Below are 25,991 nucleotides of genomic sequence, written 5' to 3' on the forward strand. Positions count from 1 at the left end.
GGCACTAAAAAGTTTAACGAGAGAACAGTTGTTGGAAATCTATGTTCTCTTCAGATTTGCTTTCGAGAATGAGTGAGGATTTGATGTGTTTAAGGTGATGACTCATCCAGTTTTGCGCCTTGTCTGCGTTTCCTTGATCAAGAAGATCCAGTAGCTCCGAGTGCTCGCCGCAGTCGCAACCCACACTGCCGCGAGTACCGTAAGCAGCCAGTATTAAAGAAGATCGATAACAAAGCTGTTCGATAAAACTAGCCAGTACTTTATTGCCAGATAATGTTGCCAATTCATAATGAAAGCGAGCGGTTAACTGGATAGAATCAGCTAGTTGATTGCTTTCTTCTGCGCGTTTTTCTTCTATCGCCATAGTGCGAAAGTGTTGAGATTGGGCCGAATTCCAGTGAGATAATACAGCAGGGATGAGTTGTGGCTCGATCAGAATGCGGCTGTCTAGTACTTCTAATGCTTCTGCTTTGCTTGGGTGATTTACTTGTGCGCCTTTGTTTTTCTCGATCACCACAAAATGTTCTAAGGCGAGCCGCTGCAATACTTTGCGGATGCCTGTTCGGCTTACACCAAATGCTTCTGATAAGCGGTCTTCAGGTAAACGCGCCCCAGGTGGTAATTGGTGTTCGACAATGGCTTTTAGTATTTGTCGGTAAATGTTCTCGTCGTTCGACATGAGTATTTCTCTATAAATTGTATACGATATTTTAGTAAATATGCTTGATAAGACAATATAACATGTCAGTTTGTTTCGTACATCTTAAACAAAAAATCAATTTATTGTGCACAATGCTGGTGTGCATAAATAACTTTTGACTTAATTTAGTGCAATTTTATCGATGTTTTCGTCTGTCATTTCTGTTATTGCTTATATTTATTGAACTCTATTGTTGGCACATAAATTGTATTTAGTATTGTATACAATATAAAAGGAATGTAGCCATGAAGAAAGAGTTTGAGCAAAGTCCTAAATTGGCAAATAGTGATCTCTTGCCAGAAAAAGATCAGAAATGGGGTTGGTACAGCATCTTCGCTTTCTGGATGTCTGATGTACACAGTGTGGGTGGTTATGTGTTTGCCGCCAGCCTGTTTGCGTTAGGGTTAAATGGTATTCAGGTGTTTATCAGTTTGTTATTAGGGATTTCTATTGTATTGGTGTTTGCCAACTTGATGGGGAAGCCGGGACAGAAAGCAGGTATCCCTTTTCCTGTGGTAGCACGAATGTCTTTTGGTGTGTTCGGCGCTAATATTCCAGCCATCATTCGTGGCTTGATCGCGGTTGTTTGGTACGGTATTCAAACCTTTTTGGCATCCAGTTCCTTCATCATCCTTCTGTTGTACTTTTTTCCAGATATGGCGTCTCTTGCTGATAAGTCATTCATTGGGCTTTCGTACTTAGGTTGGATTGGCTTCACTGCGATGTGGCTTGTGCAAGGGATTGTGTTCATGTTTGGTATGGATATGATTCGTAAAGTGATCGATTGGTCTGGTCCTGCTATTTATATCGCTATGTTTGCTTTGTGCATTTATATGGTGGATCGAGCGGGTTGGGAAAATATCAGTTTCAATCTGAGTTCAAATAACCTGACGGGCCTAGATGTGTATGTGCAGATGTTCATCGCGATTGCTTTAGTAGCGGCGTATTTTGCAGGTCCAACGTTGAACTTCAGTGACTTCTCTCGTTATTGCGGCAGTTATAAAAAGTTGAAACTGGGTAATATATTGGGCTTGCCCGTTAACTTTGTGTTGTTCTCTTTGTTCAGTGTGGTGATTGTTTCGGCTTCGATTCCTGTGTTTGGTCAGATGATCACCGATCCAGTGGAAACCGTGAAACGTCTTGATTCTGGTTTTATCACGGTACTGGGTGCATTGACGTTTATCTTTGCGACAGTGGGTATCAATATCGTGGCGAACTTTGTTGCGCCAGCGTTTGATTTTTCGAATGTTTCTCCACAGAAAATCAGCTTTAAAGCGGGTGGTTTTATTGCCGCATTTGGTTCTGTTCTGCTAACGCCTTGGAACCTGTTCAATAACCCAGAAGTGATTCATTACACAGTGGACGTATTAGGCGCAATGATAGGGCCTTTGTACGGCATTATTATTGTTGATTACTACTTCATCAAGAAAGGTCATATCGATGTAGCGGCTTTGTATACGGAATCGCCAAAAGGTCGATACTGGTATGAGAATGGCGTGAATAAGAAGAGTGTTTATGCCTTACTGATTGCTGGCTTTGTTTCTATCTTAGCGACCTTTGTATTTAGTTCTTTGGCAAATTACGCCATCTTCATTGGTGGTATTGTGGCGGCTTTGGCTTACCGTTATATGATGGAACCTGAGCGTGTTGCCTTGCAAAGTATGAATCTTGCGAAGTCGTAATTTGATCTAAGAAAATGTGTAGAAAATGAAGCCCCGCATTTTTCAATGCGGGGCTTTTTGTTGTGACGAAAGTTATTGAGTCGAATTAAGTTGAGGCAGCAAGGTCTGCTTCAGCAGCGGCCAACATGTCGAACTCTTCTTCTGGTGTTTTCGCCACTAGGCGGTTTTTGCTGTACAAGAAGTAGTAAGCGGCGCCGATGGCGAACAATACCAGCGTGTAGAAAAACGCGCGTGGATCGTAAGCGTAAACACCCGTCAAAGCCAATAGAGACAACACAAAAGCGATAGATGAGGTAACGATACCGCCAGGTGTTTTATATGGGCGTTCCATGTTTGGTTGCTTGATGCGCAATAAGATATGGCTTAACGCCATCAAGGCATATGACACAGTCGCGCCAACAACGGCCATGGCTAACATCAGGTCGCCTTCGCCAGTTAAAGAAGCAAGAAAGCCCAAAATACCAGGTACGATCAAAGCGCGAGAAGGCACTTTGCGTTTATCGGTAACAGACAAGCTCTTAGGAAGGTAACCGGCGCGAGACAAAGCGAATACCAAACGGCTGTAACCGTAGATGATGGAGAAGAAAGAGGCGATCAAGCCAGCAAGCCCCAATACGTTAACCGCGGTTGCCAAGGTTCCGTGACCTGCAAAGTTCAAGGCATCCACTAAAGGCACGGCACTCTTACTCATGGCGTCTGCACCTGCTGCGCCCGCCAATAAAAACACCACTAAAAGTGCAGTGAAAAGTAAGAAAATCATCGCGCCGATAATGCCCTTAGGCACATCTTTCGCTGGGTCTTTGGCTTCTTCTGCTGCAAGAGGAACGCCTTCAACAGCCAAGAATAACCACATGCCAAATGGCAATGCAGCCCAAACGCCATACCAACCCATTGGCATAAACTCAGACGCGCCAGCGGCATCGGTTACGGCAACATCGAATAAACGGCTTGTATCAAAATCACCAATCAAGGCCACCGCCGTTGCTAAGATGGCGATAACCGCCAAGCCACTGATGACCATCATGACTTTTAGTGCTTCACCAACCCCAGCCAAGTGGATGGCAATAAAAACAAGATAAAACGCCGCATAAACCCAAGGCCCATTAAATCCTAGGAGGGCTTCCACCGCAGAACCGATAAATATCACAATGGCAGCCGGTGCTAAAGCGTATTCAATTAATACTGCCAAGCCTGTTAAATAACCACCAGTAGGCCCCATCGCTTGACGAGCAAAACTGTAACCGCCGCCCGCCGCTGGGATAGCGGCAGACATTTCTGCCAATGACAAAACTAGAGTTAAATACATTACCGCCATGAGCCCTGCCGCAATGGCAAACCCGCCCCAGCCCGCTTCAGCGATGCCAAAGTTCCAGCCCGCGAAATCGCCTGATATTACGTAAGAAACCCCTAAACCCGCTAGCAAAATCCAGCCAGCGGAGCCCCTTTTTAACTGGCGTTTTGCCAGGTATTCTTTATCTAATTGATCACTCATTGTCGTTCCTTTTGTGTTCTAGTTAAGTGGTTTAACCGTCATTTTTGCCCGATGGGCTTATGTATTTCTTGTCCCTAAGAGATGAGGAAGTTCTTTGACTCCTTGGTCGTGTCCATAATTAAATCATCGTCTGATCTATCTTTGAGTTTGACGCCAGACAGCTTCAGGTTTCGTGCTTCGTTTAATAGATAAAAGGCTTTGCGTGCGGCCTCTTGGTAGACCAAACCCGCTGGACGGATATTGGATATACAGTTGCGATAGGCATCGGTAAAGCCGACTTTGCCGCCCCAAGTTAGGTACAAACCTAAACTATCGGGCGAGCTCAGCCCCGGACGTTCGCCGATTAACACCAAAACGCACTTGGCGTTGAGTCGTTCACACACATCATCGCCAATGGCCACGCGACCTTGTTTTACAAAGCAGATAGGCGCTAGCTTCCAATCTTTTATATGGCTAGAAAGTGCGTGCAGAAAAGGCAGCGTGTTTTGCTCTATTGCCAATGATGACAAACCATCAACCACCACAATCGCAAGGTCATAATCTTGTGAAGTGGAAGCTCGATGTTCGTCTAGTTTATTGGCGGATGCTTCGTCTAATCGGCGGCCATAATCTGGACGCTGTAGATAGGTTGCGCGATCCGTCGCGCGACTGTGCAGCATTAGGGGGGCACAGTGTTTCGTCCAATCTTTTGCCCAGTCTTGCTCCATGAGTGTTTTTGATAAGGCGTCGCAATCAAGTTGGGTGTGAACCGCATCAATGGCCTGAGCGTGGGCAAGTTGAAACGCTAATAAATGCTTGGTTGGTAGGCTGATACCGGAGCGGCCCAATCCAACCCGCGCATCGGTAAAAGCATTAAGCTTACTCCACGCGTTTTCGGTGACAGGCTCTTCTTTTCCAGTAAGAACAGAAGCATGCGGATGGGGCGGAAAAGACTTATTAGATTTAGGGGGATCTTGGCTCATGAGCGACCTCCAATCATACGATTGAGTGACTTATGAAACGCATCGGGTAGCTGGTGATTGAGCGTAAATTGCTCGTTGTTTTTGAAGATTTCCATCTTGGCTAGCCAGAGATCAAATTCCGGCGACGGCTTCAATCCTAATACCTTTCGAGCATATAGCGCATCATGAAACGAGGTTGTCTGGTAGTTCAACATGATGTCATCGGAGCCAGGAATGCCCATCACAAAAGTACAGCCAGCGACACCTAAAAGTGTCAGTAAATTATCCATGTCGTTTTGGTCGGCTTCGGCATGATTGGTGTAGCAAACATCACAACCCATGGGTAAGCCAAGCAACTTGCCGCAGAAATGATCTTCCAAACCCGCACGGGTGATTTCTTTGCCATCGTACAAATATTCAGGGCCGATGAAGCCGACTACCGTGTTAACCAGCAATGGATTGAACTTACGTGCTACTGCATAAGCGCGTGCTTCACAGGTTTGCTGATCTAAGCCGTGATTGGCGTTGGCGGACAAGGCACTGCCTTGGCCTGTTTCAAAATACATAACGTTGTTGCCAACTGTGCCGCGATTCAGCGACAAGGCCGCGTCTTGCGCTTCGGCCAGATTTGCTAGGTTAAAACCAAAACTGTCGTTGGTGGCTTGAGTTCCGCCTATAGACTGGAAAACCAAATCCACTGGCGCGCCTTGCTCGATGCATTCAATGGTGTTGGTAACGTGAGTTAAAACGCAAGATTGAGTCGGGATTTCATAATGCTGGATGACTTCGTCCATCATCTTGATCAAGCGCGTGGCTTGCTGCACGTTGTCGGTAGCTGGGTTGATGCCTATCACGGCATCACCATTGGCGTAGAGCAAACCGTCTAACATGCTGGCGGCGATACCTGTTAAATCGTCGGTTGGGTGGTTGGGTTGTAAGCGCGTCGATAAATGCCCCGGTAAACCAATGGTATTGCGAAACGCGGTTTTTACATGGCATTTTTTTGCGACCAGAATCAAATCCTGATTGCGCATAATTTTACTGACAGCAGCGGCCATTTCTGGCGTCACACCGGGGCGAATCTGAGTCAGCACGTCGCTGGTGGCTAAATCGCTCAATAGCCAATCACGAAACCCGCCCACGGTAAGATGTGAAATCAAAGAAAAGGCAGTTTTGTCATGATCGTCTAATATTAGTCGGGTAATTTCGTCTTCTTCATAGGGAACGAGGGCTTGCTCTAGGAAAAGGCTCAGTGGAATATCGGCAAGCGTCATTTGAGCAATGACACGCTCTTCAGCGCTTTCGGCGGCCACACCGGCTAAGCGATCACCAGATCGGGCCGGTGTGGCCTTCGCCATTAACTCGGCAAGATCGACAAAGCCGAAGGTGCGTTCTCCAACTATGTTGCTGAATTGAAAGTGCTGACGTTGAGAGGAATGTAGCTTGCTCATAATGATTCTCGCGCTTTACTGAGAGGGTGTTGGTTCAAGAAAGCAAACTAGAAAAAGGTGTCAATTTTGCATAGCTTGAACATATATGACGTTAGTTAACATTACGGAATTCCATAAAACGACGTTATCGAATAATGGCAAAATTAATAAAATCTTTATTTTTCAAATTGTTAGGTTGGTTTTCTATTTATTTCGAAGAAAATCAATAAACATGGACAGACGTGATTATGTTGAATTCAATGATTGACGCACCAAAACAGGGCTTTTTCTCTGATATATCGAAAGCTGATGCATCGCAAGTTCGTGTGCCGAAAGTAAGATTGTCGGAAGCGCACGACGCCGATTTGCATGCCAGTAATCTGACCAACTGGCAACAAGAGTACGATCAGACCAGCCGTGGTAGCTTTTACGGTCGTATTGTCGAGCTGCCGTTTGATGGATTGCAGGTTTTTTGTGAGCACACCAGTCAGTCATTGCAGCAAAAATGTGTCGTTTGGCCTGACTCTGTTTGGTTGGGGATTCCTCTTGCCGATCAAGAAGAGAGTCGCATTAACGGTTTAACGATTCATGAAAATAACATCATGTGTCGACCGGGCGATTGTGATTTCCAGCTTTCCACACCGCAGGATTATGATTTATATGGATTAGTGGTGGATCGATCAAAGCTGATCAAAATGGCCGCGATTCACGGGGTGGATCTAAATTGGAAAGAACTCACCGAATGTGGTCGCCTTGGAGTACCTGACAAAACCCTAGACGAAGTGCGCTTCTTACTCGCGCGTTTGCTCAGTGCAGAAAGCAGAACGCCACCGCGCTTGCAGCAAGACATTGTCATGATGGCTTTGTTGGAAGTACTCAAAGTAGAAACCCCACAACCTGCCAAAACACAAAGCTATTATCACCGTAAAAGCGTTGTAGATAATGCGCGTCTGTTTTTAGATCAACACCTTGATGAACCTGTCACAGTTACCCAGTTGTGTGAAGTAACCAATGTCAGCCGTCGCACCCTGCAATACAGCTTTGAAAGCATTCTCGGCGTCAGCCCTATTCAATACCTGCGCATTAGTCGACTAAACGGCGTGCGTCGCTCACTGGTACAAGCGAAAAGTGGCCAAGCTGTCAGCGACATCGCCGCCCTATGGGGATTTTGGCACCTGAGCCAGTTTGCCAAAGACTACAAACAACTGTTTGGTGAAACACCCTCAAAAACACTCACAGGGCTGAGTAGTTGAGCACAAAGTAAGATAGTTAATGACAGGCTCGGTTTGTGTAATAAATAAATCTTTCAAAAAAATATCGGTTATCTGAAACCTTTTTTCAAAAGATGAGTATCTCTGTATGAGCCGCCCAATTGGGTGACAACTAGTTTACTAATAAAACTCATATAGGATGATTATGATGAAAAAGACAATTATTGCTGCCACAACTGCTTTCGCTGTTTCTGCTTGTTCAACTGGCTTTTATGGAACATCTGACCAAGATAGCCATATCGCTGGGTACGCGCTTGCTAATAATGGAACGACTTTGATCACAATGGGGTCTATCGCGTCTCCCGCTAAAATGGACACTTTTACGCTAAGTAGTAAGCTTGATGCCGTGGCTTATCGTCCTGTCACTGGCGAGCTGTTGGGCTATTCCAATGGTGCTGTCTATTCTGTTGATGCTAAGACTGGCAAGCTAACTGATCTTGGTGCTAGCTTCACAAAAGGTGCCATGATTTCAAAGGATGCTTCAGCAACCGCGATGGATTTTAATAACGCCATTGATGCTGTTCGTATGGTTGGCTCTGACGGTACCAACTTGGTGTATTTCCCAGTCGGTTTTGGTGACCAAGATAAGCGTGCTAATTCAGTATTAAAATTCACCTCAACATTCTATGCAAAAGGCGATAGCAACGAAGGCATGACGCCTGAAATTTTTGCCAATGCTTACACGAACGCCATTGCCGGTGCAAAAGCATCGAGCACTTTCCAGTTTGCGTTAGACAGCAAAACAGATTCCTTGGTCAGCCTTGCTAATAATGCAGGCGAATTAAAAACCGTCGCTAAGATCACCATCAATGGCAAGGCCGTAGACGTATCATCAATGGGTGGCTTCGATATTGTTTCTGCCAAAGAAGGTTCTGACGCCGCTTACGCTGTATTACAGCTCGAAGGTGCATCAAAAGCTGGTCTTTACTCTATGAACCTTACGACAGGCGCGGCAACCTTAATGGCCGACCTACCAATGGGTGGCTTTAGTGGTTTTGCTGTCTCAAGCGCAAAATAATGACAAAGGGTGTTTTTACACCATCAGTCATTTAAAGATAGATAGAGGCTGATAGCTAGGGCCCAGATGAAAAATCTCCGTATTCTTCATCTGGGCCCTAATTAATTCTAAAGGTCTATTCCTCGACCTTTTTTATGTTGATCATTAACTGATAACCTCTGTTACGAAAGCTGCGGATGGGGTTGTCGTTGCCTGTTTTTAGTTTATTGCGTAAGCGAGAAACGAGTACTTCAATGCGATTTTTCTCGAAAATACTAAGGTCCTCGTTAAAGGCTTCTGACACCATTTTTGGAGATACGATTTTCCCCGCATGTTGTGTGAAAAGCTTAAGGAGTATGCTTTCTCTCTCATTGATCTCTATTGCTTGGCTATCGGGAGTACAGATGATGTGTTGTGATGGTGAATGTAACCATGTGTTTTGATCTTGTGGGGCTTTATCATCAGCTTGCGAATTGTTACTAAACCGTCTTAGTAAAGTGTGAGTCGTGGCGAGTAATTCACGATAATCAAAAGGCTTGGTTATATACGCATCGGCTTCACTAAGCCCAGAGAGCTTGTCATCCATTGAGTTGCGAGCAGTGACAAAAATAATCAATATATTCTGTGTTGTTGGATCGTTTCTTAATTTACTCGCAATAGATAAACCGTCTTCCCCAGGTAAGTTCCAATCCAGTATGACCAAGCTTGGTATTTGCTCTTCCATTAAGCTGGAAAGCTCTTTGGAAGAGCTTGCTCCATGGGCATCGTAGCCCTCACTTTTTAGCCATAACAGCCCGTTTTCTAATAAAACGGCATTGTCTTCAACAAAATAAATACGTGCCATGTTCGGGGTTATTCCTAATCTTTTTCTACCGCTGGAATCCATACCTCAAAGGTGACTATCCAAATGTCTTGTTCTTTTTGGGTATAACATTCTATATACCCTGAGTGAGCTTCAATGATAGCTTGAACCAAATATAAGCCCAAGCCAACCCCTTGAATATTTGGGGTCTCAGCCTGACGGTAATACTTTTGAAACCATATTTTAGTATTGGGTTCTTCGGCTGATTTATAATGATTAGACAAGGAGACTAACGTGCCCTCTTGTCCTTTTCGTGTCGCCTGTGTTGCTGTGATGGAAACCAATGAGGTTGGTGTTTTATATTTCAACGCATTGACTAATAGATTGCTTAATACCAGCTCAAATAGAGATGCATCTGCATTTACCTTCAAGTTAGCTGGAATATCGATCTTGTATTCTTGGTCGCTAATGAGCAAATAATCAAGAGTATTGGTAGTGACACGATAAACATTAATAGGTTCTTGGTTTAGGGTGAAATGCTCTTTCTCTGAATGCTCCGTCATTAATGTGGTGTTGATTAAGGTGTTTAGCTCCCTCACTGATTTCTGGATAGTCTCGTGTCGTTTTGCCACAGCAGGGGGAATGTGAATTTTCTCTATGTTTAATGTTTGTAAGACGCTATCAATCACTGTAAGAGGCGTTTTTAATTCATGGGTGACCAACGCCATAAAATTGGCGTGGTCCGCTCTGCGTTGCTTTTCAATTTCCAGTGTTTGTCGCGCTAAATGTATTTGGGTGTCAAACTCAAATTTCATTTTGTCTTCGGCTTTTTTATTTTCATGTAGAACCTGATACATCATGATAATAAACACAAAAGACGTGACTTCAGGCATGTAGACAAAAATAGAAGGTATGGACACCCGCTGTGTCGCACCAATAACACTAATGAGGTTTAACACAAAGAAAGCGACATACCCAACAAGGAAGATTTGACTACCTGCCACCTTGTTTTTGACGCCTACCCAACAAATGTAGGCAAGTATTGGAAATAGTAAAAACGAGGCTTGATACATTAAAGGAGCAAAAAAGCGGAAGCCATCAAAAAATATACTGAGAAAAGTGGCGGCATTTAACCCTAGGTCTATGAGTAATATCGAATGCACTCGTGGGAATTGTTTCTTTGTCTCAAAAAAACTAATAAAGAATAAAGCGATTCCCGATAGTAGTAAGCAAACGCTACCAGGTGCTAGCAAGTTCACAATAAAAGGCTGACTTGGGAAAATATATTGTGTCAGCGTGCCCGCCGTCACTAAGCGGTGAAGAATACTGCCAATAATATAGATACACCCTAATGCATACGCCCTTTTTTTCGTTAGCCAAGACATGACAAAGCCATAAAAGCAAAGCATGAGCCAACTGCCAATGGCGATACCGGACAATAGATTTTGTGTGTTGTGCGCGACAAGCGCTGCTTCTTGTGTTCTGAGCGTCAAATTTAGTGTGGTGGAGCTGGTGGTTTGTAGGCGAATGTAAAAGGTGTGAGGCTGATTGTCAGGCAAATTGAGAGGCAAAGAATAAGGTATTAATGGGTAGGCTTGTTGGTCTGCTGTTAGCATATCACCCACTTCCGCAACAGGGTTACTTTTATCACCCTGAGTTGAATATAGCTTCACACTGTCTAGATAAGTTGGGTTGATTGATAAAAGCCACTTTGCAGCGCTTGCGTGATCACGTTGTAGCGTTAACTTAAACCAGTGCACATTACTTGAAAAACCAGCAGAAAATGGAAATGCCACGGGTGAAAAGGCATCCGGCTTGGCTTGTATATCTTCTAAATCTAATAAACCTGTTTTATCAACAAAATACCCAATGTGTTTATCGAGCTTTACTGTGTTCACGCCATTGTTGATAAGCGTCACTTGGGAAAATGCCGACCAAGAAAAAGTAAGCGCAAAAATAGCAATAAAAAGCCGATGTAAATTCAACATAGATTCCGTGTTTTGGCTGGTATTCGGATAACGTATGGGATGACATCTTAAATGTCTTGTCTTACAGCGTCTAGAGCCTTAGTGAAATGGGTGTTTGCCTTATTTTGCATAGTTATTTTTCATTTTTCGACACTTTGACAGCTTTCGTCAGTTTCGGGTCTCTTCAAAGTATTATCCTTGACGCATTTCTGACCGAGTGGTGGGTTTTGTCGCGCTGCTGGTCCATTTTTGTACTTAATGCTTTGGAGTTAAAAAATTAATGAATCGTTCGTTTCGTTTAGTATGGAATGCTGCACTTGGCCTATGGGCTGTCGCCAGTGAAGCCGCCAAGGGCAAACATAAAACCCAATCTTCCAGCAAAATCCCCAAACTAAAGTCCGGTGTACTGGGCAGCGTGCTTATTGCGGGTATTGGGTTAATGCCATTGTCAAATGCATTGGCTGCTGTTGATTGGAAGGGAGGAGAAGGTTCTTGGGCAGAGGGTTCGAATTGGGATAGTAGTTCGGTGCCAACAGATTCAGATATTGCTCTAGTTAACAGTGGAACAGCGACCGTAGACGGCGGGACTAAGGCCGTAAGTCGTAATTTATACATAGGAAGTCAAGGCAACTCTGAAGGTACCGTTACAGTAACGGGAGGCGAGGCTTCTTTAAAACTAACAGGTTTTCTTAATGTTGGTATCAGTGGAAAAGGCATTTTAGATATCTCTAATGGGGCAAGGGTTACTGTTACTTCTAGCCAGAATACAAGTATCGGACTTAATGAAGACTCTGAAGGAACTGTTAACATAACTGGAACGGATACTGCCTTAGAAGTAAATAGTTCGATGTATATTGGTTCTCGAGGTAAAGGCACTTTGTCAATTTCTGAAGGGGCAAAGGTAACTTCGGGTGACGTTCTTTATATTGGAAAAACCAATGGCTCATTGGGTACCGTTACCGTATCTGGAAGTGGTTCTTTGATAAAATCAACACGCAATATTTTCGTTGGTGACGGAGGTACAGCCACCTTGACGATTTCTAACGGGGCAAAGGTTACTTCGGATAGCGGTCTTTCTATCGCAAGCTTGGATAGCAGTGAAGGCACCCTTAATATTGGTGCTGCAGAAGGTGAAGCAGCAGCGGCAGCCGGTATATTAACGGTAGGCGAAGATAGTGTCGTTAGGTTTGGTCGCGAGGCGATTTCCGACGAGATGATGGGGATGGATATGCCCGCGCAATTTGGCACGGGCTTGTTAGTGTTTAACCATACCGATACTAATTATGTTTTCGCTTCTGACATCGCTGGCGGAAGGAGCGACAAAAGCAATATCAACATTGTGAACGGCACCACCCGTTTTACTGGGGATTTAACTGGTTACGAGGGAAATACCAATGTTAAGGGCGGTACCTTATCCATTGCTGATGGCGAGACTTTGACATTAGGCGGTAATTACAATCAGACCAGCGGTACTCTGAAAATAGGCGCCAGCAGCCTCAACAGCTTCGGTAAGTTAAAAGTGACTGGCACCGCGACCTTTGCCGCAGGCTCCAAAATTAATGTAGATGTCACTGAAACCAACAGTTTGGCGGCGGGCAGCATGACGAAAGTCGTCGAAGCGGGTACGTTGACGTCTGATGGTTTTGTTGTAACCGACAACTCAGCCTTGTTTGACTTCACAGCGGTTGTCGAGGGTGACAATGTTAACTTAACCGTTGTTCAAGGTACGACGGATAATTCAGATACGGATAATTCAGATACGGATAATTCAGATACGGACAATTCAGGTAATGGTGGTTCAGACAATGATGATTCCGCAACTTCCAATGATAAAGCCACGGTAGTGAAATATGTGCAACAGCAAAATTTCACTACCGGCCTAGGTGCCGCCACTGTGCTTGATAAGTTTGTACAAGGCGGCACAACGGGAACTGGTATGGATACTGTTGTGACCGCCTTGGGTAAGATTTCCACCGGTAAAGAAGTCAGTAACGCCGTGGCGCAAACCTTGCCATTATTGTCTGGATCGTCCTCAAAAGTGTCTGCTGGCGTAATGCAAGCCAATGGCAATGTGGTGGCGGCGCGTCAGTCTAGTACGGCGAGTGTATCCTCTGGTGGTCGTTCAGTCGAAACTGGTACCTCTTCGGGTGATGGTTTTATCTCTGACAAAAATGCTTGGGTTAAGCCTGTGGGTAGTTGGGCGAAGCAAGATTCCCGTGGTGGCGTAAGTGGCTACGATGCCGAAACCTACGGCATCATCGGTGGTATGGACGGTGATATTAATGACAACACGTCTGTGGGTTTTGCCTTGTCTTATATGAACACCAAAGCCGATGGTAGAGTAACGAGTACAACCAACCATGCGGATATTGATGCTTATCAAGCAATGTTTTACGGTCAGCGCAGCTTGGGAGAAAGCTTCCACAATGTGGATGTGACTTGGCAGGCTGGCTTGGGTGTTAACCAAACCGATGGCACACGAAATATCAACTTTATGAGCACCACGGCGAAATCTGACTACACCAGTTATACCGGGAATTTAAGTGCTGGATTAGGACGTACTTTTGTTGTTAATGGTGACACCAAACTCACGCCAAGTGTGCGTGCAGATTACTCTTATATCAAAGACGAAAGTTACAAAGAAACCGGTGCGGATGCCTTGAACCTAAACGTGCGCAGCAACACGTCAGAAGCTTTCTTAGTTTCGTTGCATGGTGATTTGAATCAACGGATTAACGACAGCTTGTCATTGGCGGTCAGCGCTGGTGTGGGTTATGACGTCATGAACGATGCCTCTAGCACTACAGCGTCTTATGCTGGTGGTGGTGCGTCTTTTATAACAGAAGGTTTGGACTTGTCTCCTTGGGTGGTGAGTGCGGGTATTGGTGTCAATTACGCCTTGGACGATGCGACAGAAATTACGGTTCGTTATGACTTAGAAGGGCGTTCCGACTTCCTAAGCCAAACAGCCACAGCGAAATTTACTTGGATGTTTTAAAGGCTAAAGTCTCGTTTTTAAACACCAAGTGGTTATGATAAAAGCCTCGCATTATTATGCGGGGCTTTTTTTTGCATCGAAAAGGAATGGTATGAAAACGTGTTTTTGGGTTTTTATAGTGTTATCCGTATTGATACTGCAAGGCTGCGCACGTTTTTCCGTTGAAAGTCGAGTAGAAAATGCTGATTCAATGGCGGAGCAAGTGGGTTGGAAAAAACAGACAATAGATACTGAGTATTTTGCCATTCGTAGCTATTCACCTCGTTTTGAAAAAAGCCGATTAAGTGATCGATTAGCGGTTTATATAGAAGGTGATGGCTTGGCGTGGATTAGTCGTACTAAGCCTTCTTCTAACCCAACGCCGATGAACCCTTTGGCCTTGACACTTGCGATGAAAGATCGAGGAAGTGCCGTGTATTTAGGTCGCCCTTGCCAGTACGTTGAAGACAAAAAATGTTCTAGAAAGTACTGGACAGCTGAACGTTTTGCTCCTGAAGTTGTGGCGTCAATGGATGAAGCTGTATCACTGGTGAAAGCAAAAATGCACGCTAGTCAGCTTGTTTTAGTGGGTTATTCTGGCGGTGGCGCGGTGGCGGCTTTGGTGGCTGCAAAGCGTGATGATGTGGTTCGACTCGTTACTGTGGCCGGGAACTTAGATCCTCAAAAATGGACTCAGCAACTGAATGTTTCACCTCTGACTGGCTCGCTTAACCCTGCCGACTATTGGGAAAAATTAACCGACATTCCACAACTTCATCTCGTGGGTGAAAATGATAGTTCGGTACCATTATTTGTCGCCGAGTCTTATCAAGGACGTTTTCCTGCGGAAAAGAAGCCGGAGGTCAAAGTGGTGGAAGGTTTTGATCACCATTGTTGTTGGTCAACACAATGGCCGGAACTGATGGAGTAAAAGCAGATTACACGTCGTACCGCCTCAAATTATCTACTACAGCAATGTAAAGCATGTTAAAAAAAGAGTATCGCTTCAGTCTTAGATAATTGCCATTGGGAGGTGAAAATGAGCATCCAAATTCGTCCTGCTGTGATTGATGATCTACCCGCGTTAACGGACCTTTATAATCACTACATTGTGAATACGGCGACGACTTTCGATATAGAGCCTTATACATTAGAAGGTCGAGCGGTTTGGTTTTCGCAGTTTGCGCCCACAGGTCGACATCGTTTACTGGTGGCGGAACAAGACGGTGAAATTCTTGGTTATGCTTGTAGCGGTCAATTCAAACCAAAACGCGCTTATGAAACCTCGGTGGAAGTTAGTATTTATCTAAAGCCAAACACCAAAGGTCGAGGTCTAGGAACCGCTCTGTATCTTGAGCTGTTTGAGCAACTGGAAACAGAAGACGTACACCGCGCCTACGCGGGCATCACCTTACCCAACGAAGCCTCACAAATTATCCATGAAAAATTCGGCTTTGAATCCGTAGGTGTCTACCTAGAAGTGGGCCGAAAATTTGGACAATACTGGGATGTAGAGTGGTTTGAAAAAGAGGTTGGTGGAAGTCATTAAAAAGCCAAGCCCAACGTCTTTGAAAAATTGGGTTTGGCTTAACGTCGTTTTTCTGGGATCACTTCCTCATTAGATAAAGAAAGTAAGCACCGCCAATTAAGGATGACAATAACCCCGCGGGGAATTGCCAAGGGAACCAAATAACTCGCCCCATCCAATCTGCCATCACCATGACTAAAGCGCCAAGTAGGCAAGCGGTTATTAGCTGTTTATAGGCCGTGTTTTGGTTAAGTGCGCGTGCCATGTGTGGTGCTAATAATCCGATAAATGTCAGAGGGCCTATGATGGCGGTACAGAGTGTTGTTATTGCCGCAATCAAGACAAATATGACTCGGCGAACGAGCAGCGTATTGAGTCCTACACTGCTGGCAGATACTTCACCAAGAGCGATTAAATCTAGCCACCGATGAAGCAGCACGGCGATAAGGCCAAACACAGCCACGCCAACCGCTAAAATACTCACGTCTTGATAACTCACTAAGTAGGTGGATCCTGAAAGCCAGGTCAGCAGGGCGCTGACATTTTCTTGGCCAGATGACATAGAAATTCGCATGATCGCATCTAAAGCCGCGCTTAAAGCTATGCCTGTTAGTAATAGCTGAGAGGGAGCAAAACGATGCTTTTTACCTAGCCACCAAATCATTGAGGTAACGGCGAGAGCACCCAATGTGCCAATAAGAATTTGCTCATAGCGGTTAATGCTGATGCCAAAAATAAGAGTGCATAAGACAAGGGTAAGCGCCGCGCCGGAGCTTATGCCTAAAATTTCTGGGCTAGCCATCGGGTTGTTCGTTAGGCGTTGAATAAGCGTTCCTGTAATGGCTAAACCAATACCCGCAAAAAGGGCGCCCAGTATTCGGGGTGTACGCAGATGCAGTAACGTATCATTGACCGCGAATTCCCAGCCTTGTGTATTTTTACCGACAAATAAAGCCATGAAAGAAATACTAACCAAGGCGACAATTAAGCCGATAAGAACGGGCAGAAAACGGCGATGGCGAAGGTGAGGAGCAGCTTCATCGGTCGCACGTAACTGAGATGGCCAAGTTTGGCGATTGAGCAGCCATAATAAGAACGGTGCACCTAACAGTGCGGTCATTGCGCCAGTAGGAAGCAAATCACCTGTCGCTGCCGATATAGGCTGCGTCAACTGATCGGCGAACAACAGAATTAACGCCCCCACTAATCCGCTAGCAAGTATTTGCTTTGTCAGGTTTCTAACGCCTAATAGTCGAGTAATGCCTGGTGCGACAATGCCAATAAAGCCAATAATGCCCACTTCACTCACAATCACAGCGGTAATGAAAATGGCCGAGGTCAAGGCAATAAGCTTAATGCGTTTTACATTGTTGCCTATTGTGTTGGAAACACTGTCTCCTAAAATTAACGTATAAAGAGGCCGTTGAATGAGCAATAACGCAATCATTGGCACACTCAGCAGGGGCAAAATACGTTGCACTGACTCCCAACTATTTTGGTGTAATGCGCCTGCTCCCCAAATGAAAACAGAGCTTAAATTGCGTTCATAAACCAACATAAGCATGGTATTTGTTGCGCCAATAAATAGGCTGATGACCATTCCTGAAAGAATTAAATGAATGGGAGCAAAACCTTTTCTAGCGGCAATTAAAAACACGAGTATGCTGGTGCCTGCGCCTCCAATGAAGGCCGGAACAAAATGAGGTAATGTCATGCTAGCGGGTATAAAAAGCACCCCCAAAACCATACCTAATTGAGCGCCAGAGGCGACTCCCAATGTCGTCGGTGCTGCGATAGGGTTGCGCAATACAAACTGCATAATGCAACCGGCGACGGCAAGCGAAAAACCGCAAATGCAGGCTATGGCGAGTCTAGGCAGGTACGTTAAATAAACAATGAGCTCTTTATAATTGGTCGTATCGTAGTCAAACACGACTTTTTGTAAAAGCGACCAGCCACCGGCATAAGGCGTCGTATACTGAATAAAGGCGATGACTAAGCCAAGAGCCAGCACTAAGCCAATAGGTAGAGTGATTCGAATCGGTAAAGCTGTCATAAAATAAAAAGCCGTTATGGTTGCGCCGCGAAAATATCAACAAGCTGATTGCTTAATCGCTGAACGGCTAACAACCCGCCATAGTTCCAGACTGGAGGTAACTTGTGTACTTTGTTTTGACGGGTAAATGCCATCGCCTGCCATAGTGGTGAGTTTTGAAACTTATCGAACTCGGTTGGCTTGGTTGATTGCAATAAAACGACATTGGCTTGCTGGTGCTCTGCTATTTTTGCCAGTTCTACGGTCGAGAATCCCCAAAAGCTCGTACTTTCCTGCCATTCATTTTGTAGACCCATTTCGTTAACTGTATCTTGGATTAATGAGCCAGCCCCTTCAAAGTGGAGTGTGCTGCTGTCGACAAAGCGGACAAATAAGAGTGGGTCCAATTGAGGGTTAGCGGCCTTAATTAACGCCCCGTTTTTCTTCAATAGAGCTTGTGTGTCGGCAATGATTTTTTGGGCTTCTTGTTCTTTTCCAAGTATGTCGCCGAGCTTTAGCGTCAGTTCTTGAGCGTTTTTGTAGGGCGTTCTTTTGTCACTATAAACATCGTAAATCAATGTTGGGGCTATGTTGCCTAGTTTCTTTATAGCAGGAGCCAAATGACTACTGATTAAGATTAGGTCAGGTTTAAGGCTTGTTAATAACTCTAAACTTGGTTCGTTACGCGCGCCAACATCTTCAATGCCTTTCGGTAGCTTAGGGCTTGCTACCCATGCCGTATACCCTTCTTTATCCGCCATTCCTATTGCTGTAACGCCAAGGCTGAGTAGTGTCTCTGTCATGTCCCAGCCGATAGAAATGATTCTTTTTGGCGGCGTCGTAAAAGCACTTGAGGTGATCTCGGATGAGTTAGCCGCAGACACCAGCGTCGATATAAATAAGGCGAGACAAATAAATAAACATTTCATGATAGGTCCTTAAGGAATGTAGCTAATGGGATGGCCGGTTATTGGGTGTTGAAAAAGTGCCAGCTCCATGCCGTAAATTTTCTCTAGTGTGTCCACTTTCATCATTTCGCTTGGCGATCCTTGAGCAATGACTTCGCCTGAATGCAGAGCGATTAAGTGATCACTGAATTTGGCGGCCATATTGATATCATGCAGTACCATAATGACGGTTAACCCAAGACTCAGATTCAGTTCTCTTATTAGGGCTAATAGCTCGTATTGATGTGAAATATCTAAGGCAGATGTTGGTTCGTCAAGTAAGATGCACTCACTTTGTTGGGCTAATAACATGGCGATCCAAGCACGCTGGCGCTCACCACCAGACAGGGTGGCGACAAAGCGATCTTGATAGTCTTCTAGCCCAACTTTTTGAATTGCCTCTTGAATGAATGCTTTATCTTGCGCTGTGTATCGACCAAAGGCGCCTTTCCATGGAAAACGCCCAAAGCTAACCAGCTCCTTAACGGTAACACCATCGGTGACTGGAGGATGCTGCGGGAGATAGGCTACTTTGAGTGCAAACTCTTTTGGCTTGAAGTGGGTTATTGCTTTGTCCTCAAGCAAAACCTCGCCTTGAGACGGCGCATTTTGACGACTTAGAAGCTTCATTAATGTCGATTTTCCGCAGCCGTTATGGCCAAGCAGCGTAGTAATAATACCTTTTTGAAAAGTTAGATTTGTTGGCTGTAATATGGTGTGCGGGGATATCGTAACGGAGGCATTATTAAGCTGAAGCATAGGGTTCGTCGTAATTATGTATAGGGTTCGTCTTGTTGTATGGGCTTAGGCTATAAATATCATACATTGATAATATTAATAATGCTTCTCATTTGTAGTGTTTATTCGACTAGCTTTAGCAAGATACTGTCCAATGTGGCTTTAAGTTACCAATAATTAACCTAGGTTAATTTCTTCTCTTTTTTGCATCTGTAGTCTTGGTTGTACTCTATATCTACAGATTATTGAAAGGATCGCAGTATGTCGTTGTCGTCTAGTCTACAAAATTATCTATCTGATCTTGATTTGGCTGTGCCAGAACAGCCAAATATGGAATTTGTTAAAGCATTACAGTCGGCCCATGTGGCTCGTTATAGCTTTAATAGTTTGGCGGTGGTGCTGGGTGAAGAAATCTCTTTGGGCCTTGATGCTATTAGTCAGAAAATCGTCACGCGAGGATTAGGTGGATATTGCTTTGAGCATAACAAACTAACCTTTGAGCTTTTGAAAGCGTTGGGTTATGACGTACAGCTTAAGTTGGCGCGCGTGCTGAATAATAACCTCGAGCGCGAAGCGGGTAGAACCCACCGAGTAACCTTGTTAACGCTAGAAGGTGTGAGCTATTTAGTGGACACCGGCTTTGGTGGTAATGGGCCAATTGCGCCATTACGACTCGATATCAATACTGACCAAACAGCGGGTTTGGATCGTTATCGTCTGTTGGCAAAAGATAAGGGCGAATACGATCTTCAGGTAATAAAGGACAATGACTATTTCACCCTTTACCGTTTTGACAATGCGGCTTACAGCGATGCAGATTGTGAGTTAGGGCATTTTTATTCTCATAAAAATCCACAAGCGGTGTTTTTAAAGAACTTGATGGTGACGCTGAAAAAGCAAGATCAGACAATTGCTTTGGTGAACAACGAATTTATTACGAGAGATTACCAAGGTGAACAGAAGCGGTTGATCGAAAGCTCTGAATCTCTTGGCAATATTTTAGCGTCTGAGTTTGATATTGCCCTTGAACCCGCAGTGGTTGAGCATTTATTTATTCGCTTTTTAGCGCCCATGTTGTCGGTGAATGAGGCCGGAGCAGAGTCATGAGTTCATTCTTTACTTTGTTATTATGGGCGTGGTTGATGGCGTCTTCTTTTATCGTATCGGGTCATATGGTGGAATACGCGAGTCCTATTGCGACCTCGGCGTTTCGCTTTTTATTGGCGATGTTGATTATGTTGCCGGCGCTATTATTCAGTTGGCAGCGTGGCAAGCAGAATAAAATAGAGCAGTTCCGAGCCTTGTTCGCTTCGCGTCAGCGACTTTTTCATTACGTGGTGATCAGTGGCGCGTTAGTCGGCTTTTTTATCGGTTTGTTTGTCGCTTTGCAGTCGACCACGCCTTTGAATACATCGGTTTTGTACACACTGGTTCCCTTAATTGGTGTAATGATTGCGAGAGTTTGGCTCAAAGAACTCGCGCCTTTGTGGCGAGTGATTGGTTTTGTTCTTGGCTCTATCGGCGCGATGACAGTGTTATTTTCGACACAAGGCAATGATGGATTTCAGTGGCATTCCGGTGATTATATTTTTATTGGGGCATGTTTTTTATTGGCTTTGCATGTGGTGTCGGTACAGAAATGGGGGCGTTCGTTAGGGGCGTTGTCTGGCGCGTTTATGATTATGCTATTTGGATCGTTTTGGCTGCTGCCTATTGCATTGATTTGGGGCGAGCTGGATCAGGTGCAATGGTCGTCACAAGGTTTTTGGGTAAATGTCTTGTACCTGACCGTCTTTACGACCTTGTTTACCTTTGTCTTGCAGCAGCGTTTAGTGATGACGGTTGGGGCGAGTCGGCTATTGGCGATGTCTTATACGATACCCGTTTGGGTTGCGTTATTTACCGCGTTGACTCAATCACGTTTATTAAGCTTGGTAGATTGGCCTTTTGCTTCAGGTATTCTCATTTTAGGTGTTGCACTGTTTCTTATTGATGGCAATTTAAGCAAGGTGAAAATAGTCCATGGATCGAATTCAACTGCAAAATAGTTTTCAAACCTATTTTAACGAATTAGGTTATGACATTGATTGGCAAAGGCTGACGGTGCCAATGGACGTTCATGTCATTCGAAAAGGCGATTATTTATTTCAACAAGGGGATTTTGCGAATCGTCTGTTTTTTTTACATTCTGGACTCGTGCGTTATGTGAGTGTTTCCGATGAAGGCAAAGAGTTCACGCAAACCTTTGCGAAGAGCCCAAGAATCATTGGCTCAACTAAGGCGATGGTGACTGAAGCACGTGTTTTGTTCGGTATTCAGGCCTTGGAAGATAGCATGATCTCTTCCTATCCTTGGCGAGCTTTTTATGAGCAGATGCGTCAGGATGTTGGCTTTTTAGAGTGTTACGCTAAATTTCTAGAGCGCATTTTTATTGCTAAAGAAGAGCGTGAAAATGCCTTTGTAAAACATTCCGCCGAGCGTCGCTATCTCGATTTTTGTGCCGACTACCCTGAACTTAAAAATGTTATTCCGCAGCAACAAATTGCGTCTTATATTGGAATCACGCCAGTGGCGTTGAGTCGAATTAGACAAAAGTTAAATCGACGTTAATTTATGTTGAATAGAGAGCTTCAACTCACTAATAAAGGTTTGGGTGATTGCGGACTGTCGCTCGCGATGCAAGGTAATTCCTATTGTGCATTCAGGTTGGGGGAGCGTAATGGGTATTTGCTTCAGGCGTGGGTTGAGTTTGTTAATGTTCCAATCATCATAAAATAGTAGCGCAATGGCGTCGCTGTGAATAACGAGCTCTTCTGACGAGGCAAAGGTTAACATTTCAAGCGCCTGAATCGGTGGCTTGTTATCGATACTATGAAACAAACTCTCGAAATAATCCCTAATAGGCGTGCCATGACGCGCTACGATCCAACGTTCATTGACCAAATCGCTTAGTGTTTTTGCATAGCTGTGAACGGGATGATCAGCACGAGCTATTAAGGCGTATCGAGCACGCAATAATGGCAGCTCGATGAGCTCTGAATGGATTGGCCCTTTTCTCATCAGCCCTAGAAAACAATCTATTTCACCTTGTCGTAGTGCATTCGCCAACATATGGTAGGGGCCCTGCATAGCTTGCAGTCGAATGCCTGAGTGTTGTTTGAAAATAGAGGCAAACGCAATGGGAACAATATCTTGGCAGGAAAATGACAGCATGCCAACGGATAGTCTGCCCGCTAATTCATTGGGTAAAGATTGAAGTTGATGCTGAAGAGACTGAACAACAGGTGAAACTCTGAGATAGAGGGAAGCAAGCTGTTTGGCGGCAGTTTGTGGAATCAGACCTCGGCGTGCCCTTGAAAAAAGAGGCTGCTGCACCATGTTTTCGACTTCTTTTAAGGTTTTGCTGACCGCCGGCTGTGTCATCTCAAGTATTTGTGCTGCGACTGAGGCGCTGCCGACTCTCACCACGGCCTCTATGATCATCAAATGGCGCCATTCAACATAGGTTTTTAGCTTTAGTAAGGTAGTGGTGTTTTGCTGTAGTTGGCGCTCTGTATCAGCGATGGCTTGTAAAATGCTGTTGCAAGACGAGATTACTAGCTCCCCTGCTGAAGTGGGCTCCGCTCCGCTCCAACCACGCGTGAAAATACTCACCTCTAAGGCATGCTCTGCTTGTGATAATGCTCGCGAGACACTGGATTGACTCAGGCTTAATGAGGTACTGGCGTCCTTCTCGGTACCTTTTTTCATGATTTCTCTAATCACACGACATTGTTTTATGGTCAAAGGAAAGTGTGCCGTGGTGGTGTTCATCTTGTGTTTCCTGTTAGTAGATGCCTTCCATTATAGGTTTCTAATCTATGATATAACCAAATTTAAATCTATGTTTTTAAATGTGCATATGGCAAGGCGGCCTTTTATGTGTACCTTTAAATAATCAAGTTTTACTTAGTGAATGTGCTCGATGAGTGCAGGCGGTATACGAATGAATAATAACAAGAAGCCTTACAGCAATATTCCTGGCACGACCGTGTTTGACGGCGATATGGCCAGAATAGGTTTTCACCTCAATCAGTTTTGTATGTCTTTAATGAAAGAATCGAACCGAGTTGCGTTCAAACAAGATGAACGGGCTTATCTTGATCAATGGTCCATGACTGAGGACCAAAAAAAAGCCGTGTTGGCTCGCGACTTTCGTCAACTTATTGCCCTTGGTGGCAATATTTATTACCTCGTCAAAATCAGTTCAAATGATGGGCTTAGCGTCGCGGCAGCGGTGTCTAGCATGACTAATTTATCTCCTGAAGATTACATGGAAATGATGCGCAACGGTGGTCGATCGCCAGAGGGCAATCGATTCACGAATGAAAAAGAGTCTGACAAAAATCCGTCCAAGGAGAAGCAATAATGGCAAAGATTACGGCAGGATTGGGAACCTCTCATGTTCCATTGCTTGGACACATTATTGATAAAGGCGACAGCGGTGACGTTAAATGGGCGCCGATATTTGATGGTTTTCAGTTCACTAAAAAATGGATTCGCGAGCAAAAACCAGATGTGGTGATTTTGGTGTACAACGACCATGCGACCGCATTTGATATGAAGTTCACCCCAACCTTTGCTATTGGCTGTGGCGAAGAATATCGCCCAGCTGACGAAGGTTATGGCACACGCCCTGTTCCTACAGTAAAGGGGGCACCAAAAATGGCGTGGCACATTACTGAGTCGCTGATAAAGCAAGGCTTTGACATGACGATTGTCAATGAAATGGATGTGGACCATGGTCTTACCGTTCCTCTATCCATGGTGTTTGGTCAAGTTGATGAATGGCCTTGCCAAGTGATTCCTTTGGCGGTGAATACTGTTGTTTACCCTGCACCAACTGGAGAGCGCTGTCTTGCTCTTGGCAAAGCTATCCGAGCCGCTATCGATCAATATCCAGAAGACGTGAATGTTCAGGTTTGGGGAACGGGCGGTATGAGTCATCAATTACTGGGTGAGCGAGCAGGTTTGATTAACCAAGAGTGGGATCTCGCTTTTATGGATGATTTAAAAAGCGATTACGCCAAGTTAGCTGCGATTTCCCAAGTTGAGTACATTCGCGAATCCGGCACAGAAGGGGCTGAAATGGTGATGTGGTTGATCATGCGTGGGGCATTAAACCACGATGTAACAGAGATTCATCGTCATTACCATGTGCCGGTTTCTAATACTGCGCTGGGGCATTTGATCTACGAAAATTTTGATGAAAAGGGAGCCTAAATCACAATGAATGTGCGAATAACTAGACCCAAATTAGTTTGTTTAGCTGGTTTGCTATGTGATCAACGAATGTGGCAAAACGTCGCATCTCAATTAGAAAAAGATGCAAACGTCGAAATCATGAGCTTCGCAGGTTTTGATGATCTAACCGAAATGGCTCGGTTTGTGTTATCCAGTGTTGAAGGTGATTTTGCTTTGGCAGGTCACTCTATGGGTGGACGTGTCGCTCTGGAAATATATCGCCTTGCACCTCAGAGAGTAACGCACCTTGCGCTTTTAAATACGGGAGTGCACCCAAAATCGGACAAAGAAATCCCAGGTAGAATACGATTAATCGATTTGGCGAAACAGCATGGAATGGCGCTTTTAGCGGACGAATGGCTGGTGCCCATGATGTCTCCAAAGGGCTTAGAAAATAGGTCTCTAATGGAATCGCTTGAGAAAATGGTTATGGCGTATTCGGTTGAAGATTTTGAAAAGCAGATACAGGCTTTGATCAATCGTCCTGATGCAGAAGGCCAGCTCGCCAACATATCAGTGCCGACATTATTACTATCGGGAACGCAAGACACATGGAGCCCTGTTGCCCAGCATCAGGTAATCCAACAAAAAATTACGGGCAGTGAGTTGGTAGTGATCGATGATGCTGGTCATATGGCGCCAGTAGAGCAACCAGAAAACGTTGCTGCCGCACTGCACTCATGGTTACAGAAGTAGGTGAATGATGAGTACGCAAGCGATAGAAAAGATGTTGATAGAGTGGCAGTGTCAGTCATTGGTAACACGTTCTATTAACCTACTTGATCAATGTCGATGGGAAGAGCTGGCGAAGTGTTATGCCGAAGATGGCGTGCTTTATCGCCCTAGCGCACCAACAATAAAGATCGAGGGACGAGAGGCTATTTTAGCGTCTTTTACAGCTCGTCCAGCAAAAGAAACCTGTCATGCGTTGACGAATCTGGAATCCAATATTATCGACGATAGGCACGTTATTGTGACATCGAGAGTGGTGTTGTTTGCAGCAAACAAAAAAGCTGATGGTGAAGAAAGTCTACTTGAGGCAAATGCTGATGTTTTCATTGGCCGTTTTGTGGATGAGCTTAGAAAAATTGGTGATGAGTGGGCGATTTCGAAAAGACAGGGCTCGATTGAACTACACTACAAGGGTAGATGATCTGGCTTAGGCTAGTCAGGGTAGTTAAAACGATTTGCTAGGTGGTAT

At 44.8% G+C, this 25,991-nt stretch carries 23 protein-coding genes; 13 read left to right on the forward strand and 10 right to left on the reverse strand.

The genetic code is table 11. The features are described 5' to 3' along the window. Window positions 1–13: 13 nt before the first annotated feature. Window positions 14–679 (reverse strand): GntR family transcriptional regulator, encoded by a 666-nt coding sequence (locus JSY38_RS10930; protein ID WP_205113253.1) that lies wholly within the window; start codon window positions 677–679, stop codon window positions 14–16. A gap of 266 nt (window positions 680–945) precedes the next feature. Between JSY38_RS10930 and JSY38_RS10935 the strand changes: the two genes are divergently transcribed. Continuing rightward, window positions 946–2,382, forward strand: a complete 1,437-nt coding sequence (locus tag JSY38_RS10935) for an NCS1 family nucleobase:cation symporter-1 (RefSeq protein WP_205113254.1) — start codon at window positions 946–948, stop codon at window positions 2,380–2,382. Between the two features lie 85 nt (window positions 2,383–2,467). Here JSY38_RS10935 and eat read toward each other — a convergent pair whose 3' ends face one another. The 3 genes from eat to JSY38_RS10950 form a co-directional block, all read right to left on the reverse strand. Next, complete coding sequence (eat, locus tag JSY38_RS10940) at window positions 2,468–3,874, reverse strand: ethanolamine permease (RefSeq protein WP_205113255.1); 1,407 nt, start codon at window positions 3,872–3,874, stop codon at window positions 2,468–2,470. Window positions 3,875–3,948: 74 nt separating this feature from the next. Next, the gene (eutC, locus tag JSY38_RS10945) at window positions 3,949–4,836 is read right to left on the reverse strand and encodes an ethanolamine ammonia-lyase subunit EutC (protein WP_205113256.1); all 888 of its coding nucleotides are present in this window, start codon (window positions 4,834–4,836) and stop codon (window positions 3,949–3,951) included. Then, window positions 4,833–6,266 carry an ethanolamine ammonia-lyase subunit EutB gene (locus tag JSY38_RS10950; RefSeq protein WP_205113257.1) on the reverse strand — a complete coding sequence of 478 codons (1,434 nt, stop codon included), beginning with the start codon at window positions 6,264–6,266 and terminating at the stop codon, window positions 4,833–4,835. Before JSY38_RS10950 ends, eutC begins: the two co-directional genes overlap by 4 nt. A gap of 227 nt (window positions 6,267–6,493) precedes the next feature. On the opposite strand from JSY38_RS10950, the gene JSY38_RS10955 reads away from it, so the two are divergent. Both JSY38_RS10955 and JSY38_RS10960 read left to right on the forward strand, forming a co-directional pair. Continuing rightward, window positions 6,494–7,498, forward strand: a complete 1,005-nt coding sequence (locus JSY38_RS10955) for a helix-turn-helix domain-containing protein (protein WP_205113258.1) — start codon at window positions 6,494–6,496, stop codon at window positions 7,496–7,498. Window positions 7,499–7,664: 166 nt separating this feature from the next. Next, a complete protein-coding gene (locus JSY38_RS10960; protein ID WP_239543949.1) occupies window positions 7,665–8,534 on the forward strand; it encodes a DUF4394 domain-containing protein in 870 nt (289 codons plus the stop codon). Window positions 8,535–8,649: 115 nt separating this feature from the next. Here JSY38_RS10960 and JSY38_RS10965 read toward each other — a convergent pair whose 3' ends face one another. Further along, window positions 8,650–9,357 carry a response regulator transcription factor gene (locus JSY38_RS10965; protein ID WP_205113260.1) on the reverse strand — a complete coding sequence of 236 codons (708 nt, stop codon included), beginning with the start codon at window positions 9,355–9,357 and terminating at the stop codon, window positions 8,650–8,652. Window positions 9,358–9,371: 14 nt separating this feature from the next. After that, window positions 9,372–11,303, reverse strand: coding sequence for a sensor histidine kinase (locus JSY38_RS10970; RefSeq protein WP_205113261.1), 1,932 nt, complete (start codon window positions 11,301–11,303; stop codon window positions 9,372–9,374). Window positions 11,304–11,562: 259 nt separating this feature from the next. On the opposite strand from JSY38_RS10970, the gene JSY38_RS10975 reads away from it, so the two are divergent. The 3 genes from JSY38_RS10975 (at window position 11,563) to JSY38_RS10985 (ending at window position 15,808) form a co-directional block, all read left to right on the forward strand. Continuing rightward, entirely contained in the window at window positions 11,563–14,280 is a 2,718-nt protein-coding gene (locus JSY38_RS10975; protein ID WP_205113262.1) for an autotransporter domain-containing protein, read from the forward strand. Window positions 14,281–14,371: 91 nt separating this feature from the next. Then, entirely contained in the window at window positions 14,372–15,190 is an 819-nt protein-coding gene (locus tag JSY38_RS10980) for an alpha/beta hydrolase (RefSeq protein WP_205113263.1), read from the forward strand. A gap of 108 nt (window positions 15,191–15,298) precedes the next feature. Next, window positions 15,299–15,808 (forward strand): GNAT family N-acetyltransferase, encoded by a 510-nt coding sequence (locus JSY38_RS10985; protein WP_114413133.1) that lies wholly within the window; start codon window positions 15,299–15,301, stop codon window positions 15,806–15,808. 58 nt (window positions 15,809–15,866) lie between these two features. Here the strand turns inward: JSY38_RS10985 and fhuB are convergent, their stop codons facing one another. From fhuB to JSY38_RS11000, 3 genes are read right to left on the reverse strand one after another with little or no spacing between them, the layout of a single operon-like run. After that, window positions 15,867–17,843 (reverse strand): Fe(3+)-hydroxamate ABC transporter permease FhuB, encoded by a 1,977-nt coding sequence (gene fhuB, locus JSY38_RS10990; protein ID WP_205113264.1) that lies wholly within the window; start codon window positions 17,841–17,843, stop codon window positions 15,867–15,869. Between the two features lie 14 nt (window positions 17,844–17,857). Beyond that, the gene (locus JSY38_RS10995) at window positions 17,858–18,751 is read right to left on the reverse strand and encodes an iron-siderophore ABC transporter substrate-binding protein (protein WP_205113265.1); all 894 of its coding nucleotides are present in this window, start codon (window positions 18,749–18,751) and stop codon (window positions 17,858–17,860) included. 9 nt (window positions 18,752–18,760) lie between these two features. After that, on the reverse strand, window positions 18,761–19,528 hold the full coding sequence (locus tag JSY38_RS11000) for an ABC transporter ATP-binding protein (RefSeq protein ID WP_114413136.1): 768 nt from the start codon (window positions 19,526–19,528) through the stop codon (window positions 18,761–18,763). Between the two features lie 240 nt (window positions 19,529–19,768). Here JSY38_RS11000 and JSY38_RS11005 point away from each other — a divergent pair, with 240 nt between their 5' ends. From JSY38_RS11005 to JSY38_RS11015, 3 genes are read left to right on the forward strand one after another with little or no spacing between them, the layout of a single operon-like run. After that, on the forward strand, window positions 19,769–20,614 hold the full coding sequence (locus JSY38_RS11005) for an arylamine N-acetyltransferase family protein (RefSeq protein ID WP_205113266.1): 846 nt from the start codon (window positions 19,769–19,771) through the stop codon (window positions 20,612–20,614). Next, entirely contained in the window at window positions 20,611–21,555 is a 945-nt protein-coding gene (locus JSY38_RS11010; RefSeq protein WP_205113267.1) for a DMT family transporter, read from the forward strand. The genes JSY38_RS11005 and JSY38_RS11010 overlap by 4 nt, the downstream gene beginning before the upstream one ends. Beyond that, window positions 21,530–22,117: a Crp/Fnr family transcriptional regulator gene (locus JSY38_RS11015; protein ID WP_205113268.1), complete on the forward strand. Its 588-nt coding sequence runs from the start codon at window positions 21,530–21,532 to the stop codon at window positions 22,115–22,117. The genes JSY38_RS11010 and JSY38_RS11015 overlap by 26 nt, the downstream gene beginning before the upstream one ends. Here the strand turns inward: JSY38_RS11015 and JSY38_RS11020 are convergent. Continuing rightward, a complete protein-coding gene (locus JSY38_RS11020) occupies window positions 22,103–23,320 on the reverse strand; it encodes a LysR family transcriptional regulator (protein ID WP_205113269.1) in 1,218 nt (405 codons plus the stop codon). The genes JSY38_RS11015 and JSY38_RS11020 overlap by 15 nt on opposite strands. Before the next feature lie 172 nt (window positions 23,321–23,492). Between JSY38_RS11020 and ligA the strand changes: the two genes are divergently transcribed. From ligA to JSY38_RS11040, 4 genes are read left to right on the forward strand one after another with little or no spacing between them, the layout of a single operon-like run. Continuing rightward, window positions 23,493–23,915 (forward strand): protocatechuate 4,5-dioxygenase subunit alpha, encoded by a 423-nt coding sequence (gene ligA / locus JSY38_RS11025; protein WP_205113270.1) that lies wholly within the window; start codon window positions 23,493–23,495, stop codon window positions 23,913–23,915. Next, a complete protein-coding gene (locus tag JSY38_RS11030; protein WP_205113271.1) occupies window positions 23,915–24,769 on the forward strand; it encodes a class III extradiol dioxygenase subunit beta in 855 nt (284 codons plus the stop codon). Before ligA ends, JSY38_RS11030 begins: the two co-directional genes overlap by 1 nt. Before the next feature lie 6 nt (window positions 24,770–24,775). After that, window positions 24,776–25,486, forward strand: coding sequence for an alpha/beta fold hydrolase (locus tag JSY38_RS11035; protein ID WP_338041429.1), 711 nt, complete (start codon window positions 24,776–24,778; stop codon window positions 25,484–25,486). A gap of 4 nt (window positions 25,487–25,490) precedes the next feature. Further along, on the forward strand, window positions 25,491–25,943 hold the full coding sequence (locus tag JSY38_RS11040) for a nuclear transport factor 2 family protein (protein WP_205113273.1): 453 nt from the start codon (window positions 25,491–25,493) through the stop codon (window positions 25,941–25,943). The last annotated feature ends 48 nt before the right edge of the window (window positions 25,944–25,991 follow it).

Source organism: Marinomonas foliarum (assembly GCF_016906065.1).
Classification (GTDB): Bacteria; Pseudomonadota; Gammaproteobacteria; order Pseudomonadales; family Marinomonadaceae; genus Marinomonas; species Marinomonas foliarum.